An 18,351-nucleotide genomic window follows, 5' to 3' on the forward strand; every position below is an offset into this window, starting at 1 on the left:
TAAGATGCTCGATAATTGTGTTTCTGGAATCCCTGTTTTTAATAAGCTGAGATAAATTAGTTTACTCGCTGTTATTGCCCTTACACCCTTTAAATGTAAGATTTTACAACATTAATTTGTTTGCGCAGGAGTAATTTCATTTAATTTGCCCAAAAATAGTAACCACAAATCTTAATTATGAAATATATTATTGCAACTGCATGCTTGTTCATTGGTTTTGCCGGATTTTCCCAGTCCAATGTAAATGAAATCTTTGCGGCAGGAATAGATGATGCTGAAAAGTTTACCGATAATTATTTGGCACCAGTCTCGGAAGGTGCTTTGTATAGTTTGGCTAATGGTTGGTACAATTCTGCCGACGCGAAACCTTTAGGTGGATTTGAGATTGCTATAGTTGGGAATATGACTTCTTATAAGAATGATAAGAAGATCTTTCAATTGAATACTGCGGATTATGACAACCTAAGATTCCAAGATGGAAGTATGTCTAAGCGTGTATCTACCGCTTTGGGAGATTTAGAAGGAATTGGGGTATATGTAGAAGGAGAGTTTTTGGGCATTAGTACAAGAGAAGAGTTTGATCTTCCTACTGGTTTGGCTTCGGAAGGGATTAATTTTATTCCTAGCGGGTTTTTGCAAGTTGGTGTTGGACTGGTTAAGGGATTGGAAATAAAAGCTAGATTTTTACCTAAGATAGCTGCCGAAGACGTAAATATAGGCCTGTATGGAATAGGATTGCAACATGAGATTACACAGTGGTTTACATCAGAAAATGCATTACCCGTAGCTGTTTCTGCCGTCATTGGATATACTCATTTAAATGGATCCTATAATTTTACGAATACCAATGTGGTAGATGGAAGTGATCAACATATAGATGTGGGGATGGAGGTGTGGAATTTCCAGGCAGTAGCGGCTACCAAATTAAAGATTATTAACTTTTATGGTGGAATTGGGTATGTTTCCGGGAAATCTATTACCGATGTATTGGGTACTTACCATGTTCGTTCTGGACCACTTCAGTCAGAAACTTACGTGGATCCCTTTAGTTTTATTAGAAAAGTAGACGGAATGGCTGCTACTTTGGGAGCTAAGTTAAAACTGGGCTTCTTTAGGCTGAACGCCGATTATACCTTTGCTGACTATAATAACCTAACTGTTGGAGTGAACTTCGGGTTTAGGTAAATTGCCTTTCAAAATAAGTTAAAAAACCGATCATGGAATAGCTGTGATCGGTTTTTTTTGTGGAATAGTATTGCGATATTAGGATTGAGTAGGGAGACGAGGCTTACTTGCCAAGGTCGAGCACAGTCGAGACCTTAAATAACGAGTTGAAGATAATATAGGCAATCCCTATAAGATTTATGAAGATGTAAAAGAAATTCACCTCTCTCTTGTGCTAGGGAAGGCTAAGCTTAGAATAAACATTATACAATAGCACTCAATGGCTAAACCCATCGATTTTTCCCCAAGGAAATAAATCGTTATTTTAAGAAGTATTAAATAAAAAGAAATGAAAACGTCACCAGAACACTATGAACGTATAGCGAAAATGACTTTTGCTTCTGTGTATCCCCATTATATCACAAAAGTGAAAAAAAAGGGCAGGACCATTGAAGAGTTGCATCAAGTAATTGAATGGCTTACGGGTTTTGATGACGATAAATTACAAGAGCTCATCAATGAGAAAGTTACTTTTGAAGTCTTTTTCCAAAAAGCAACACTACATCCTAAAGCAGTTCTTATTAAGGGTGTCATATGTGGGTATCGGATAGAAGAAATTGAAAATTCTTTAACCAAACAAGTAAGATACTTGGATAAGCTAGTAGATGAATTGGGAAAAGGAAGAAAAATGGAAAAGATCCTGCGTGCTAAATAGAAGAAAAGGGAAAGTACGCTAGCTAATATCTATGTATAGCCTATTTCGGTCTTCACTGCCGATTTTGTAATCTGTTTTAGCCAAAGGTAACATGGAGAAATAAGTTCTCACCTTGCCAGATGATTTCAATCGGAATTATATTAATTACCTCCAAATATAGGAATAGAAAGACCAAATTATAATTTATACGAACCTATAGTTATTATTAGTATATTTAAAAATGGATTTCTGGTGCCTTATATACTGTAATTAGCTGTATGCTAGGTTCAACTGAAACCTAAAAATAAGCCAACAGAAAGACTGTTGGTGTTTAAGAGTATAGAAAAACTATTTAAAAGATTATATCATGGCAAAGAGTCAAGACGCAAAGAAGAACGTAAAAAAAGAACCCGCTAAAACTGCAAAAGAGAAAAAAGCGGAAAAGAGGGATAAGAAAGCTAAAAAATAATAATTGGGGATCCATAGAAAACCATGGCATTAACGAATTAACCTAATGGGCCAATTGACGCTTATTAATAAGTAGGTTGTGGTGAAAGGTGGTATCCGTAGTGTGTGAGATACGCACTGTTATAATGAACTCCATTTAGACCCTTTTACAAGACAAAAGACTCCCGGAAAACGACTTTTCGGGAGTTTTTGTTTTATAGCACTGTGGTTTTGCTTTTACGCCTGGTAATATCCTTCATTGTACATTCCCTTTTAAGAAAAAATAAATTATTTTTTTGTTGGATTTATGCTTATTGGTAGGGCTATGTTGTGCATTGTAAAGTTTAGGTGGCGATGTTAAGGTCGTAAAAGAGTGCTAGGCTTCTCATACTACTTTATGTTGTTTAGAAGGTAAGCAGTATAGCGATCTACGATAATTGGGATAATTGTTATTGTCCACATCGGAGGTTTCCTTTTGCTAACTGTTGTTGGGTGTTACCTAGGAAGAGTAAAACAGGCTAGGCATGACTTTATTAATCAAATTGTTCGAAATCCTAATGCTCCTCGCGGGTGTGTTATTGCTTGTGAAGCCTGATAATATTTTCGACTTTATAGAGAATAATATGGCGAACACTTTTTTGTATGTCACCGCCATAGTAGTGCGGTTCGTTTTTGGGGTTCTATTTTTCCTTACTGCTAGCAAATCGAGGTATCCTGGTATAATTAAGTTTTTCGGTTACGTGTTCGTAATAGCTGCGATCGTGCTTGTTTTTATGGGGGTAGGAGGTTTTAAATACTTTTTTACGCCGCTTATTTCAGACGTTACCCCTTTTGCCTCAATAGCTGGTGTATTTGCAACAGTATTTGGAGGGTTCCTTATTTTTTCCTTTATCAAGCAAAAAGGAGTTAGCGCAGAAATAAATAATTAAATGTTTGTAACCAAGATCATTTCAATCCAACGAAAATTTATTTCCTTCCTTTTCTGTAGTGGGAGGCATAGATTATACTTCCAAATTATATTATGTAACTAGTTGCTATTGGGCGTTGTACATTCTCCTTCTTTAGTTATCTTGTTCAATTATTACCATAATAATTGGTTAAGAGTGAATGGCCTGCCAGTTACTGGCATAAACATACTCTTAAGCCGATTTTTGTGGTTATCTACCAAACCAACCAAAACCAACTATACATGAAAATCTTTAAAGTCACCTCTTTCTTATTCTCGTTACTCCTTTTAGCCAGTTGTGAAATTGTTCAAGAAACCCATTTTAATGCCGATGGGAGTGGTACCTATAGCCTTGGCTTTGATATGTCCGAGATGATGAAAATGGGGCTGAGTTCGGAGGAGGATTTCACCAGTCAACAAATTGACACCCTACTTGTATTTGCCGATTATATAGAATTAAAAAAAGATAGTATTGCCAAATTAAGTCAGGAAGACCAGGATAAGATTAAGGAGTTGGAGCCTTTTAGTTTGTCTATGAAATCGGATACGGTGACCAATACCTTAGAGATGAAATTGAAATACGATTTTAAGGATCAGGAAGATTTACTGGCATTTGGAGACAAGTTAAAAGGTCAGAATTTTGATGAACTCAGTATGTTTAGTGGAGTACTATCAACGGGTAAATCCGCAGACATTGAAGATGGGGAAGAGGGAAAAGCGGAGAGTGCCTTTCCTGATTTTAATACATCTTTTATCACGAGTTTTAGTAGAGAGGGGTTTTCATTGCGGATAACACAGGAAGCTTTGGAAAAGCAGGAAAAAGAAAAGGACACCACTATTACGGCGGATAGTCCTATGGTAGAGTTGGTCCGCTTTAAGAATAGGTATACGTTTCCTTACAAAGTAAAGGCGGTCAGCAATAAGAATGCAAGAGTTTTGTCTGATTTTAAAGGAATAGAAATCTCAGGAAACCTGTTTGAGATCACGAACAATCCAAGGTTTTTCGATATGGATGTGGCGTTTGAAGGGGAGTAAGGGGTAATGCATTATCTATTTTGTAATAAATCACACATACTGACGTTGGTTCATTAGAAATTTCCGATTTGGTTATGAAGAGCTTTTAGTGCGATAAAAAACAGACGACATTCTTATATTTTAGTATCTTGTTCGCTTGAGGTTTTGAATGTTTGATAAATTGTAGGAAGTGATATGACTTAGATGTATGCAGAAGATGTAATTAGAATTAACTTGATTTAGGCTATGGATGAGAATATCATTAAAGTGACCTTAAGCTATTAAGCATTCAGACGATAAATAATTTTTCACGAAAGCTTTTACATTATTTATTGATTTCGCCAGAGCCCTAGTGAAGCTAAATCACCAGAAATAATTTAAAATTAAATACTAAGCATTTGAATAATGATTGAAGTAGTTTGTGCTATAATAGTAAAAGATGACAAAATTCTTATCGCCCAACGAAGTGAAGAAATGAAATTACCTTTAAAATGGGAGTTTCCTGGAGGTAAGTTAAATGAAGGGGAAGACGAAGAGCAAGCTATTATAAGAGAGATTAAAGAAGAATTAAATGTTGAAATAATTCCTCTTAAAAGATTGTCTTCTAACATTCACGATTATGGTTCATTTAAAATAAAATTAACTGCCTACTTATGTGATTTTATAGGAGGTGAAATTGTTCTTTTAGAGCATAAAGATTTCAAATTTGTCAAATCTGAGGACTTAATAAATCATGATTTTGCGGAAGCTGACATTCCCTTTATTGAGGAGTTAAAAACACTTGTGTAATGATTGAAGGCATTTACGAGCAGTTAATAACTAAGCTAGTCGCTTCCAAACTTCAAAGCCTCGAAATAAATAAATTTTACATTAAGGATTCCGCAATTGATAAAGAAGAAGCGGCACAAGTTTTGTCCAAACACCTTAATAGTACAATTGGATATGCTCTATCATTAATCAAGGGTGAACACGCAATTGAAAATCAAATTAAAATTGCTAATAAAATTATAGGTGTTTTAAAAGATGAAATAGATAATGACCTTATTGAAGATGATCTTGTAAAAGCAGAAGGGCGAATTCTAAAAGCTGTATTCGAAAAAACTGATGCCCATTTTTCTGATTTAGAATTACACTTAAAAGAAATAACCCCATATACAAGACTAACACACAGCGAATTATTTACAGGTGGAAATGTCGGCTTGTCTTTAGAAAGCGAATTAAAAAAGGAGATTTTGTCTTCAAATCGAGTAGATTTACTCGTATCTTTTATTAAATGGAAAGGAATAATAATTCTTGAAAGAGAACTGAGGGAATTTACAGAAAGAGGTGGACGGTTAAGAGTTATCACTACTACATATATGGGTGCTTCAGATTATAAGGCAATCCAATTACTATCAAATCTACCAAATACTGAAGTTAAAATTTCATATAATACTGGTAACGAAAGATTGCACGCAAAAGCATATTTCTTTTATCGCAATTCAGGGTTTCACACAGGCTATATTGGTTCTTCAAATTTTTCACGAACTGCATTAACAGATGGTTTGGAATGGAATCTTAAAATTACAACCAAAGAAGTTGGGCACATCATTGACAAATTTCAAAAAACCTTTGAAGCTTACTGGCAAAATAATGAATTCGAATTATTTGATGACAAAATTCATTCTGACAAATTGATTGAGTCCTTAAGGTCTGGAATAAAGCCACAGCAAGATATTAGTAATTTGGCTTTTTTCGACTTAAAACCTTATCCCTACCAAAAAGAAATTTTGGAAACCTTGGACGTTGAACGCACTGTTCATAACCGACATAAAAATCTTTTAGTAGCAGCTACTGGAACAGGAAAGACTGTTATTTCAGCATTTGATTATAAAAAGTTCAAACAAGAAAATAAATCAGCAAAACTTCTATTTGTAGCACACAGAAAAGAAATTTTAACCCAGGCTGCTTCAACCTTTCGGGGAGTATTAAAAGACAATAATTTTGGTGAATTATGGGTGGATGGTATGCAACCAGATAAATTCGATTTTGTATTTGCATCAGTTCAAACTTTAAAGAATAAAATTGAGGAACTTTCTTTAAGTTCTACATTTTATGACTTTATTATAATTGATGAAGTTCATCACATTGCTGCGTCAAGTTATCGTCCCATACTTAATCATTTTAAACCAACAGTTCTTTTAGGGTTAACCGCTACTCCTGAGAGGATGGATAATGAAAATATTTTAGAAGATTTTTGTGATAGAATCGCTGCTGAAATACGATTACCCGAAGCTTTAAACAGAAAACTTCTATGTCCATTTCAATACTTTGGTATTTCAGATAGTATAGATTTATCTAAAGTTAGATGGGAAAATGGACGATATGTGCCAAGCGAGTTAACTAAATTATATTTAGCAAATGACAGACGTGTGGGTGAGGTGATTAGCAACGTAGATAAATATCTGAGAGATATTAATGATGTAAGAGCTCTCGGCTTCTGTGTGACTATTGAACACGCTAAATATATGGCTGAAAAATTCACTTTAGCTAATTTAAAAGCTCATTATCTAACAAGTGAAAACTCGAGAGAGAGGGAAGATATAAGAAGAAAGTTGCGAAATAAAGAAATCAACTATTTATTCGTTGTTGACATATTTAATGAAGGAGTTGATATTCCTGAAATCGATACCGTGCTGTTTTTAAGGCCCACCGAAAGTTTAACGGTTTTTCTTCAACAACTAGGTAGAGGACTTAGATTGTCTGACGGCAAAGAATGTTTAACGGTATTAGATTTTGTCGCTAATGCAAGACCAGAATATAATTTTGAAAATAAATTTAGGGCGTTAATAGGTAAAACCACAACGCCAGTTCAAAAAGAAATTGAGGACAACTTCCCTCATTTACCATTAGGATGCTCAATTGTTCTCGAAAAAAAGGCGAAACAAAGTATTCTAGAAAATATTATTGCTGCAACTACTGTAAATAAAAGGCAGCTTATGCAAAAGATTCAGAATTTTGAACATCAAACAACTTTACCTCTTACGCTAGCTAATTTTATAGCCTTTAATAATCTTAGTTTGCAGACGATTTATAAAAGAGGCAGTTGGAAAAGGCTTCTTCATCTAGCTGGAAAACATGAAGATTTTGATAGCCACAACGAGAAAGAAGTCGTTTCTACTATCTTAAGAAAATGGTTGTCGACTAATTCCACTAGTTATTTTCAATTTTTATTAAAGCTGGCGAAAGAAAATTTTAAGCCTAACTACAGTTTATTTAATGAGGAAGAAAAAGTTATGCTACTGATGTTGCATTACGATGTTTGGAAAGGTTCTGAAGGTTTTGAATCAATAAATAAAAGTATTGAAGAAATCGGAGAAAATAGAGTGTTGGTTAAGGAAATTATTGAAGTTTTAGAGATTCTTCTTGATAATATTAGCTTCAAAGAAATAGATGTTGAACTACCATATAAGCAGCCTTTAAAATTACATTCAAGGTATACTAGAGACCAGATTTTAGCAGCTTTTGGGCTTAGTACATTCAATAAAAAATCTTCTAATAGAGAAGGTGTAGCTGAGAATAAAACACTTAATACCGAAATCCTGTTTATAGACCTCATTAAATCTGAAGAAGACTTCTCACCTACCACAATGTATAATGATTACGCAATTAGTGAAACATTATTTCATTGGCAAAGTCAAAATCAAACAAGAGTTGACCATGGAAAAGGTTTAACCTATATTAATCATCAGAAGCTCAACAAAAAGATTCTACTTTTTGTTCGTGAAAAAGCAAAAGACGAGTTTGGAAATACAATGGGTTACGTATTTATAGGAGAGGGTAATATTCAAGATCATTATGGTTCTAAACCGATAAGTATAAATTGGCATTTAAGTGAGCCTATGCCTCAATATCTATGGAATACATCTGCTAAAATGGCTGTTGGCTAATTTCTTGGCCCTTAAATCTCTGAATCATAACCTAATAAACATAAAACGTGCGTTAAAAAATAAAGCTTTGAACAAAACGACTTTTTGTACAATGTGAAATTATCAGCCTAAATTTTCAATAAACCAACCCTTCCTGCGTTAGGGATAGTAGTGAAAAGCCAGCAGCAAGGCACTCGCGTGGACTTGCAGCGCATAGCCCGCCCCCTAGCGAAACGCCTATTTAGGCCACAAAAAAACCGATACCCCCACAAGAAATCTTATGGGACATACCGGTTTTACACGCAACAGGGTTTAGGGGGGCTAAAATGTTACCCTACTGTGCATCATTATCTTAGTAACCCTATTCGCGATTGGCTAATAGGTTCGCTTTTATTTCATTAAATGCCGTGCCGTTGTCCGACTCCCCTGTGGTGATTGCCACCTCATTCATCTCATCTGTCTTACCAGGATCATTGTCCACGGTTATTCTAGTGAAATTAGCGGAAACCAGAATGCCAATAAGCGCTATAAATGCATACGTTTTTTTCATCTTGTTGGTTTTTCCTATTTATGGTCTTTAAGTTTAACGCTATCAATTTGGATCTATTGTGTATTTCCGATGTATTGCGCTATACTTTAACGCTTTATAGATGAACGGCATAAACAATAGGTGCTAATACTATTTGAGCGCTTAATGTATTGATATTCGGGTTTTATCTCGTTAAATTCCTAATGTGTATCCTCCTGGAGGAAATTTTATTGGGTTTAACCATTCTACTTCATAGTTTTCTGTATAAAATCTGTATTTTTGGGAGATTGAAAATTAATCTTAAAAAATAATCTTATAATGAAAGTTACCATAGTTGGGGCAGGTGCTGTTGGCGCTAGTTGCGCAGAGTACATCGCAATAAAGGATTTTGCATCGGAAGTTGTAATCTTGGATATTAAGGAAGGTTTTGCCGAAGGGAAAGCCATGGACCTTATGCAAACCGCTTCTTTAAACTGTTTTGATACCAAAATTACAGGGATTACCAATGATTACAGTAAAACTGCAGGTAGTGATATTGCTGTTATTACTTCAGGTATTCCGCGTAAACCTGGGATGACTCGTGAAGAGCTAATCGGGATTAATGCAGGAATTGTTAAAAGTGTTGCCGCTAGCCTAATAGAGCATTCGCCTAACGTAATATTAATGGTAGTGAGTAATCCTATGGATACCATGACCTATTTGGTACATAAAACTACCGATCTTCCTAAAAATAGAATTATTGGTATGGGTGGTGCCTTGGATAGTGCCCGTTTTAAATACAGATTGGCTGAGGCTTTAGAGGCTCCAATTTCGGATATAGACGGGATGGTAATAGGTGGACATAGCGATACCGGAATGGTGCCATTAACTGCTCATGCAACTAGAAACAGTATTAAAGTGTCCGAGTTTTTATCTGAGGAGCGCTTAAACCAAGTGGCCGAAGATACTAAGGTTGGAGGTGCTACCTTAACCAAGTTATTAGGAACTAGTGCTTGGTATGCACCAGGTGCTGCCGTATCTGCTATGGTACAGGCAATTGCTTGCGACCAAAAGAAAATGTTTCCTTGTTCTGCCTTTTTGGAAGGGGAATACGGATTGGAGGATATCTGCATAGGAGTACCTGTACTTTTAGGTAAAAACGGTATTGAGAAAATTGTAAACATAGAATTAACTGAGGCAGAAAAAGCTAAAATGCAAGAAAGTGCCGAAGGGGTTAGAAAGACGAACGACCTCTTAGAAGTATAAAACACGGGCGCTGATATAAATTCAGGGCATCCTTTCCATTGGTTTCCGAGCTTCATCGGAAGTGGGAGGATGCCCTTATTTTATAAATTATCCAAATATATTGTTAGTTCCTATGGGAAATAATATATTTGCACGCTATTTAGGAATACCATATCATAAATTATACAACCAATGCAGAATAAAGGACTTATAAAGCTTTTCGCTTTTTTGTTTGGGTTAGTGAGTATTTACCAGCTATCCTACACTTTTATTACCAATAAAGTAGAAAAGGATGCCACTGTCTTTGCTACCAATCGTGTTTCGGAGTCCGAAGAGGACTATCTTGCCAAAAGAGAGGAGCTACAAGCACAGTATTTGGACTCTATAGGGGATAATTCCATTTTGGGATATACCAGCTACAACGATGCCAAGAAAAAAGAACTTAATAAAGGTCTGGATTTAAAGGGTGGAATTAATGTTACCCTTCAGATTTCCGTTAAGGATATATTGAAAGGCCTTGCCAACAATACCAAGAATCCTGTTTTTAACAAGGCTTTGGCGGATGCCGATCTTGCATCTAGAAATAGCGATGCTCCTTATGTAGAGCTGTTCTTTACTGCCTTTGACAAGATAAAAGGGGATACCAAATTGGCTTCTCCAGAAATCTTTGCCAATAAGAATTTAAGTGATGCCGTTAATTTTCAGATGACCGATGATCAGGTTAAACCAATCATCAGGACCAAAATTGACGAATCTATTGTTTCTGCCTTTGAAGTATTGAGAGAGCGTATTGATGGCTTTGGAGTTACCCAACCCAATATCCAAAGAGAAGGAAATTCTGGCCGTATTTTGGTAGAACTTCCAGGAGCTAGAGATATCGCAAGATCTCAGGATCTTTTATCTAGTACCGCACAATTGGAATTCTGGGAAACCTATAAGCCAAGCAATCCTAGCCTTGGTAATTTCTTGCAGGCTGCCAACGAGCGTTTAAAAACCTTAGTACAAGTAGAAACTCCAGATGTAACGGCTAAGCCAGAATCTGAATTGGATTCTTTATTATCAGACATTACTCAGGATGCAGATGACTTCTCACCTGCAGCAAATCCACTTTTCAGCCTATTATTGCCAGCCAATCCTAATGGGAATGCTTTGGTAAGTGCAGCTATAAAAGATACTGCCACTATTGGGGAATACCTAAGAATGAAGGAAATCCGTAGATTGATTCCTACCGATATTCAGTTTGTAAAGTTCCTATGGGAGCGTCCTAGTGAAGGTGCTGAAGTAGTAGACCTTTACGCCTTAAAATCGAACAGGGAAAATACACCAAGAATCAGTGGAGACGTTGTTACCGATGCTGCTGATGTTTTTGACCAGTTTAACCAGCCCGCGGTATCCATGTCCATGAATACTAGAGGAGCAAAAGAATGGGAGAAATTAACTGGTGATGCCTTTAATAACCAAACCGGTATTGCTATTGTTCTAGATAATAAAGTGTATACCGCACCTGGTGTTTCTTCTGGTCCAATTTCTGGAGGTCGTTCCGAAATTACCGGAAACTTTACCATAAATGAAACTAAGGATATCGCTAACGTATTAAGAGCCGGTAAATTACCAGCTTCTGCAGAGATCGTACAGTCAGAGATTGTAGGTCCTTCTTTAGGTCAAGAGGCAATTAACAGTGGTTTCTTCTCCTTTATGATTGCTATGGCAATTGTATTGTTATGGATGGTTTTCTACTACGGTAAAGCAGGTATCTTTGCCGATATCGCTTTGTTGTTAAACATCCTATTGATCTTTGGGGTATTAGTGAGCTTAAATGCAGTGCTAACGCTTCCTGGAATTGCAGGTATCGTATTAACCATAGGTATGTCTGTGGATGCGAACGTGCTTATTTTCGAGAGAATTAAAGAAGAGTTGGCAAAAGGTAAAGGGCGTAGTTTGGCTATCGCAGACGGATTTGGAAATGCACTTTCCTCTATTTTGGATGCCAACATTACAACAGGTCTTACAGCACTTATTTTATTCATATTCGGTTCTGGTCCTATTAAAGGATTTGCTACTACCTTACTTATAGGTATTGTAACCTCTCTATTTACTGCCATCTTTATTACAAGATTGTTGGTAGATTGGTATTCTTCTGGAAAAGGAAGGGATTTAGATTTCTCTACCTCTATTACCAAGAACCTATTTAGAAATATCAATATTGATTTCTTATCTAAAAGAAAGATATCTTATGTGTTCTCTGCAATAATGATTACAGTAGCTTTAATCTCTTTATTTACGCAGGGATTACAGCAAGGGGTTGATTTTGTTGGAGGAAGATCTTATACAGTTCGATTTGAAAAGGCTGTTAATCCTTCAGAGATTGCTTCTGAGCTTAATGATGTATTTGGTAGTGGAACCAATGTGAAGACTTTTGGTGATGCTAATCAGATAAAGATCACCACTGCTTATAAAGTAGAGGAAGAAGGATTGGAAGTAGATAGCGAAATCCAGAATAAATTATATACTTCCCTTCAGAAGTATTTACCAGACGGTACCGCTTTTGATAACTTTGTTATCGGTAGTGGAGATAAGTCTATAGGAATCTTACAGTCTGTTAAAGTTGGACCTACCATTGCAGATGATATTAAGAAAAATGCCTTCTTGGCAATCTTAGGATCGTTAGCAGTAGTTTTCCTTTATATCTTGTTTAGGTTCCGTAAGTGGCAGTTCTCATTAGGAGCGGTTGCAGCAGTTGCGCATGATGTGTTGGTAGTATTAGGTGTATTCTCCATCTTTGGAAAACTAATGCCATTTAACATGGAAATAGATCAAGCCTTTATTGCTGCTATCCTTACCGTAATTGGTTACTCACTGAACGATACCGTGGTAGTGTTTGACCGTGTTAGGGAAATTGTAGCCGAAAGAGGATGGAAAGCTGGAGAGAATACCAACTTGGCGCTTAACAGTACCTTGAGTAGAACATTGAATACCTCTTTAACCACCTTGGTGGTGTTATTGGCCATTTTTATCTTCGGAGGGGAATCGCTAAGAGGATTTATGTTCGCAATGATCGTGGGTATTATAATAGGTACTTATTCTTCCTTGTTCATTGCAACTCCTGTAATGTACGATTTGTTGACTAAAAAAGACAAATCAGTTAAAGAAGACAAAATAGCGAAGTAAAAGCTATATTAATTGAAATAGTAAAGGCCGCTAATTTAGCGGCCTTTTGTATTATAATATCTTTCCAACCGATCCGTTTGGACCCGGACTTAGTTCATAGCTATATTGTGGTTGTAAGCCAGGCTCTATTCTATGGGATACAAATACAACGGCCGTACTGGTCTCATTGGCAATCTTATTTACCAGTGAAATGAAGAGCGTAGCGCTCTCGTCATCCAATCCCGCAGTAGGTTCGTCCAAGATTAAAAGAGGTGGGTGTTTTATCATAGCTCTTGCGGTCATGATCATCCTTTGCTGTCCTGTGGTAAGCTCAGCAAAATTGATATCCCTTAAATGCCACATGGCTAAAAGTAAAAGCCATTTTTTGGCCAAGGCCTTCTGGTTTTCGGTTGCCCGAAGGTAGAGTCCGATTGAGTCGTTAAGGCCCGAAATAACCATGTTAAAAGCGGTGTGCAGGCCAGAGAAGTTCTCCGTCATGGTTGGCGAATAATAGCCAATATTCTTTTTGATATCCCATACGCTCTCCCCACTTCCTTTGCGTTTCCCAAAAAGGTAGAGCTCTTGGTTGTACCCCTTGTGATTGTCTCCGGTGATCATGGAGAGAAGGGTTGACTTGCCGCTTCCATTGCGACCTTTTAATTGCCAAAATTCTCCTGCCTTAATCGTCCAATTAATATTATGCAATACTTTCTTACCAGGGTATTCCACAGAAACCCCTTTGCATTGTATTAGTATTGGATCGTGAAAATCGGTGGGTGTATAGGGGAGTGGGATCTGTCCGTTAAATGGGGTGAAGTGATTGTATTCTTCTTCCGAATTTTCCTTAACCAGTTCCACTTCTTTAAGTTCCGATTTTTCAAGGATCAAGTGATTGGTGCAAAAGGGGAGTAGATCAGATTTTCTGCTTAGAAGTTGTATGATGGATGTACTGTTCCCCACCTTCTGAAGACTTTTTTTAAGGTCTTGTTGTGATTCTACGTCCAAATTATCGAACGGATTATCTAAGATTAGGAAGTCGGGCTGCAACTGTAATAGATATCGTAATAACACTTTCTTCTGCTCCCCGCTAGACATGGTGCTTAAGCGTTGACTAGTGTTTTTAGTGATGATCTTTATATCGTGCCTTTCTTCTTCATTTACCAAGGCTTCTAAGGTGATTTTGGAGAATAAGGCGCCTTCTTTGTTAGAAAGTGAGCTTAATGCATCAGGGAATTTTCCCTTCATTAAATTTTTAATAAACTGTTCCTTTTTGGAATTATTGTCAGTGAATATGGCCCAATGGGTCTTAGGAGTCATCGCAAATTTCATTTTATATTTTATCGTACCTATAATTAAATAAATAAGCTTTGTAAATACTAATTAGTCTTAGTTGTTAAACCAATAAGTGAATTTTAATGTCAATGCCCAGTTTCTACCTTCAAATGGTTCAATTAAGTAATTGTTGCTGTATACTAAAAATAAGTCGGACGCGGGCTTGTAGCGCCATTGAAATCGGGAGTTTAGATTAAAATTCTTTGATTGTTCATTGTATTGGAAAAGGGTAGCGAAAAATAATTTATTGGTAAAGGTAATATCCACTTCAGAACCAATAAGCCAAAATGCTGTATTGTTCCATGGTGCCGGTAGGTGAATGTGGTTATAGCTTATATTGCTGCTTAAGCTTACAAAAGGTTGAAATCGGTATCCTATTTCGCTAATAAGGCTTGTTCTGTTTCCCCCGGAGTAGTATCCTCCAAATCTTCCGCCCAGGGAATAGGTGAACATACTCTGCGGTTTAGAGATAAAATCGATCATGTAGGCATTCCAATGGTGCTTGGTGCCTATATCTAACGTGGCCTTATCTGCCCTGGTAGGGTCAAATGGCGCTAATAGTTCTACATACTCATCGGATATCGAAAAATTTAGGCTAGATCGGTCACGAAAACTAAATAGATACTCAAATAGGTTGATGTTATCTGTACGGTCAAATTCTTCATTAAAGAAATAGCTTGTACTTGCCTTGGGCCCGTGGCTTAAGATGTTGGTTTTTTTGGGGAAGAATAGGCGGCTAAGATGGGAGGAGATTTTTATATACCCATTCCTTGGAACAAAGCCCACTTCGGCAGTATAATCGTTTTCCACAGCTTCTTCTTGTATGCGCCAATTCCACTTACGGCTTTTATATTCTAAGTGTGCAGCTTGGGTAATCCCATTACCCACCTTGTTGGGGCTAAAAGATTTTAAAAGAAATGCTTTTCCTGTCCACTGATTATTTGGGGAGGCCAAATTGTATTCCAAGCCCACGTTTCTATTAAATTTAGGAAAAAGGGTTCTTAGGGAATCTGTATCATGTGGGTAATGTATTGATTGCTTGTTTACTACTATTAACCCAATGCTAGAGCGCGAAAATACTCGTCGTTGTAAGGAGAGTACCCCAAAATTTTGGCTAGGAAGCCCTGTTTCTTCCACGCTGGCAGTTTGCATATCCATTAACCCCATTCGCCACTTATTATTAAGGTTGCCACTGACTCTTGCTCCTGCCTGTATGGGGACGCCCAAACCTATTCTTCTAGAGAAAAAAGGACGTATGGTAGCGTATCCGAAGTTGGCGAACAGGTCTCCGTTCTCTAAAAAGAATTGCCGTTTTTCAGGAAAAAAAAGTTCAAAGCGATCAAGATTCGTTACCTGTCTATCTACTTCTACCTGAGAGAAATCTGGGTTAACGGTGAGGTCCAAATTTAAGGAGGTGCTAAGGCTGAACTTAATATCGCCGCCAATCTTTTTATCGAATTCCGTGTCGTCGCTACTTTCTAAATTTCTATTTACGCTCGCAGAACCATAGGGAATGATAGAAAAATTAGTACGGGGTGAAGGGGGTGGGGTGTCCCAGACCAGTGTTCCCGTATAAGCTAGTGAAGCGGTGGGGAATTGTCGGGGAACGGGTGTCCAGCTCGACTTCTCGCCCGATTTTAGGTCTAAGCGACTGAAATTAATGCCCCATTCTTTAACCCCATCTTCATAGCGAATGGATTTAAATGGAACGGCCATTTCAAATACCCATTTTTCCGCATCACTCGTCACTGCCGAAACCCATTTGCTATCCCAATTAAGATCCACGCTGCCACCATCGTACATAGTACCGTCCCATTGTGCGCCAGCAGCATTAGATCCAAAAGAGTACCCAGTGGTCTGATTGTTAAAAGGGTCTAGAAATAGTAGGAAATTATCATTTTTCCCAAAACTAAAATCCCGTCTTAAGGACTCTACATAGTAGGGCCCTTTGGTGGTGTTGTAAAACGTAGCCAATAGGTACAGGTTGTGTTCGTCATAGGTCATGCGGATTTCCGAAGGTTCATTCGCTTTTCCTGTATCCATGGGCAGTACCATAAAAAAATCGGCGGCTACATCGGTATCTTGCCATGCTGCATCGTTACCAATGCCGTCTATGGTAATCGGGAGGGTAGTTTTCTTAATGTTTAAGCGATACGACCCATTTTTTTTCTGGGCAGTAAGTGAGCATGAAAGGAGGCAGATCATGCAAGTGAGACCTATGCTTTTAGGGGCTATTAAGAAGGTTAGTGCTTTTTTAATGTCTACATTCATTATCAAAGGAATTATAGCGGATTCCCATCAATAAATGTGGATCCCCCTTATTGTACAAAGCAAACCTTGTTCCTAAAGCCTATGGTGTTCTTTGGTAGGAGATGGAATCTCCTACTTCTAATCCCCATTCATCCGATTTTCCCGCATTAATTTCCAACACTGATTTAGCGGGTACGTTGGAACTTAGGCCGGTTTCGTCAAAAGGCTTTGCATTTTTTTGAATACGCACAATCTTATTGTTTTCATCTATAAAAAGGATGTCTAATGCAATTTCGGTATTCTTCATATAGAAGGAACGCATTTCCAGATCCTCAAATAGGAACAGCATCGCCTGTTTTGGTTCCATGGAGCTCCTGTACATAAGCCCAGTAGCAGTTTCGTATTCCGTCTCGGCAATTTCTATGTCAAGTTTTACCAATACCGAATCGGTAACCTGCTGAACTATTTCTAGGGTGCCCTCTTTTTTGAATTCGATGGCTGCGGTTTTAATAGTTGTCTTTTCTTTTTCGCTTTCTTTACACGAAACCACTAACGTTAAAATAGCAAGCAATACAACTATATAAGCTTTTGGCTGTTTCATCTATAAAATACTTAAAACTCCGTTTAGGATGAGCGTAATTTGTTAAAAGTAATATCTGTTGGGTTTCCTCTTATTTTACAATGGCTGATGTTGGTCTGAACATAAAATAAAAACCAATTAATATAAATGGAATACTCAACCATTGTCCAGTAGACAAGATCCCTAAGGATTCTTCAAATCCACCTTGACTCTTTTTTACGAATTCTACAAAGAACCTAACGGTCCAAAGCAAGACTAGGAAGAGGCCAAATAAAAATCCTGATTTATTTTTTTTCTCTGTTTTCCAATATAGGTGGTACAGGATAGCGAATACAATAATGTAACAGATACCTTCGTATAATTGTGCTGGATGACGGTATGGGATAGCCTCTAGATATTCGGCAAACCTAGGGTCTTTTTCGATAAGGTTATAGGCGGCGTTCACTGTTTTTTCCTTGGTAATGGCCAGGGCATTTGCAGGGTGAAGATCATCTGTGTCCCTAATAAAACGGGTAGCGAATATAAAGGATTTATCTACTATTTTACCGTTGATCTCGGAATTGAAGAAGTTGCCCAATCGTACGCAGAAAGCACCAATAGATACCGGAATTACAATTCGGTCCAAAATCCATAGCATTTTAAATTCGGGGAATTTGCGCGTATAAAGATACATGCCTATGATAATACCTATGGCAGCACCGTGACTCGCCAAACCGGTAAATCCGGTAAACTCATAGCCATTGATGATTCCAAATGGCGCACTCCCTTCAGATTCCCTGATAGGAAGTAATATTTCCAATAGGTGATTAGAATAATAGGGCCAATCGTAAAAAAAGACATGCCCCAAACGCGCGCCAAGCATAGTTGCGAGAACCGTATAAATAAATAGGGAGTCTAATTGCTCTATGGACTTGTTCTCCTTTACAAAGATTTTCTTCATGATATACCACCCTAATGCAAAGGCAATTATCCAAAGGAGATTATAATATTTTATTTGTAACACTCCTATTTTAAACAAAGTGTCGGCGGGGTTCCAGGTGAATCCTAAAAAATACATTCGCAAAATTATTTAAGGGACTAAGATAAGTAAATAGTGGGAAGTAACTGCCTTGGATA

The 18,351-nt window shown here is 37.4% G+C and carries 13 protein-coding genes; 8 read left to right on the forward strand and 5 right to left on the reverse strand.

Annotated features, from left to right (window positions below):
- The first annotated feature begins 177 nt into the window (after positions 1-177).
- From G466_RS0101140 to G466_RS0101170, 6 genes are all read left to right on the forward strand, one after another.
- Positions 178-1,185 (forward strand): DUF6588 family protein, encoded by a 1,008-nt coding sequence (locus G466_RS0101140; RefSeq protein WP_026811982.1) that lies wholly within the window; start codon positions 178-180, stop codon positions 1,183-1,185.
- A gap of 328 nt (positions 1,186-1,513) precedes the next feature.
- Positions 1,514-1,879, forward strand: coding sequence for a DUF2200 domain-containing protein (locus G466_RS0101145; RefSeq protein ID WP_026811983.1), 366 nt, complete (start codon positions 1,514-1,516; stop codon positions 1,877-1,879).
- A gap of 950 nt (positions 1,880-2,829) precedes the next feature.
- The gene (locus G466_RS0101155; protein ID WP_157373782.1) at positions 2,830-3,234 is read left to right on the forward strand and encodes a hypothetical protein; all 405 of its coding nucleotides are present in this window, start codon (positions 2,830-2,832) and stop codon (positions 3,232-3,234) included.
- Between the two features lie 260 nt (positions 3,235-3,494).
- Complete coding sequence (locus G466_RS23010; protein WP_051315484.1) at positions 3,495-4,286, forward strand: hypothetical protein; 792 nt, start codon at positions 3,495-3,497, stop codon at positions 4,284-4,286.
- Between the two features lie 384 nt (positions 4,287-4,670).
- Positions 4,671-5,054: a (deoxy)nucleoside triphosphate pyrophosphohydrolase gene (locus G466_RS0101165; RefSeq protein ID WP_026811985.1), complete on the forward strand. Its 384-nt coding sequence runs from the start codon at positions 4,671-4,673 to the stop codon at positions 5,052-5,054.
- Complete coding sequence (locus G466_RS0101170) at positions 5,054-8,194, forward strand: DUF3427 domain-containing protein (RefSeq protein ID WP_026811986.1); 3,141 nt, start codon at positions 5,054-5,056, stop codon at positions 8,192-8,194. The genes G466_RS0101165 and G466_RS0101170 overlap by 1 nt, the downstream gene beginning before the upstream one ends.
- Before the next feature lie 340 nt (positions 8,195-8,534).
- Here the strand turns inward: G466_RS0101170 and G466_RS0101175 are convergent, their stop codons facing one another.
- Positions 8,535-8,723, reverse strand: coding sequence for a hypothetical protein (locus tag G466_RS0101175; RefSeq protein WP_026811987.1), 189 nt, complete (start codon positions 8,721-8,723; stop codon positions 8,535-8,537).
- Between the two features lie 297 nt (positions 8,724-9,020).
- Between G466_RS0101175 and mdh the strand changes: the two genes are divergently transcribed.
- Complete coding sequence (gene mdh / locus G466_RS0101180) at positions 9,021-9,947, forward strand: malate dehydrogenase (RefSeq protein ID WP_026811988.1); 927 nt, start codon at positions 9,021-9,023, stop codon at positions 9,945-9,947.
- A 171-nt stretch (positions 9,948-10,118) separates the two neighbouring features.
- Positions 10,119-13,094: a protein translocase subunit SecDF gene (gene secDF / locus G466_RS0101185; protein WP_026811989.1), complete on the forward strand. Its 2,976-nt coding sequence runs from the start codon at positions 10,119-10,121 to the stop codon at positions 13,092-13,094.
- 51 nt (positions 13,095-13,145) lie between these two features.
- On the opposite strand, the gene G466_RS0101190 is transcribed toward secDF, so the two are convergent.
- The 4 genes from G466_RS0101190 to lgt form a co-directional block, all read right to left on the reverse strand.
- Entirely contained in the window at positions 13,146-14,390 is a 1,245-nt protein-coding gene (locus tag G466_RS0101190; protein WP_051315493.1) for an ATP-binding cassette domain-containing protein, read from the reverse strand.
- A gap of 69 nt (positions 14,391-14,459) precedes the next feature.
- A complete protein-coding gene (locus tag G466_RS0101195) occupies positions 14,460-16,676 on the reverse strand; it encodes a carbohydrate binding family 9 domain-containing protein (protein WP_157373783.1) in 2,217 nt (738 codons plus the stop codon).
- 79 nt (positions 16,677-16,755) lie between these two features.
- On the reverse strand, positions 16,756-17,256 hold the full coding sequence (locus tag G466_RS0101200) for a DUF192 domain-containing protein (RefSeq protein WP_026811992.1): 501 nt from the start codon (positions 17,254-17,256) through the stop codon (positions 16,756-16,758).
- Between the two features lie 70 nt (positions 17,257-17,326).
- Positions 17,327-18,292 carry a prolipoprotein diacylglyceryl transferase gene (gene lgt, locus G466_RS0101205; RefSeq protein WP_026811993.1) on the reverse strand — a complete coding sequence of 322 codons (966 nt, stop codon included), beginning with the start codon at positions 18,290-18,292 and terminating at the stop codon, positions 17,327-17,329.
- Positions 18,293-18,351 lie beyond the last annotated feature (59 nt).

This window comes from Arenibacter certesii DSM 19833, from assembly GCF_000429545.1.
Classification (GTDB): Bacteria; Bacteroidota; Bacteroidia; order Flavobacteriales; family Flavobacteriaceae; genus Arenibacter; species Arenibacter certesii.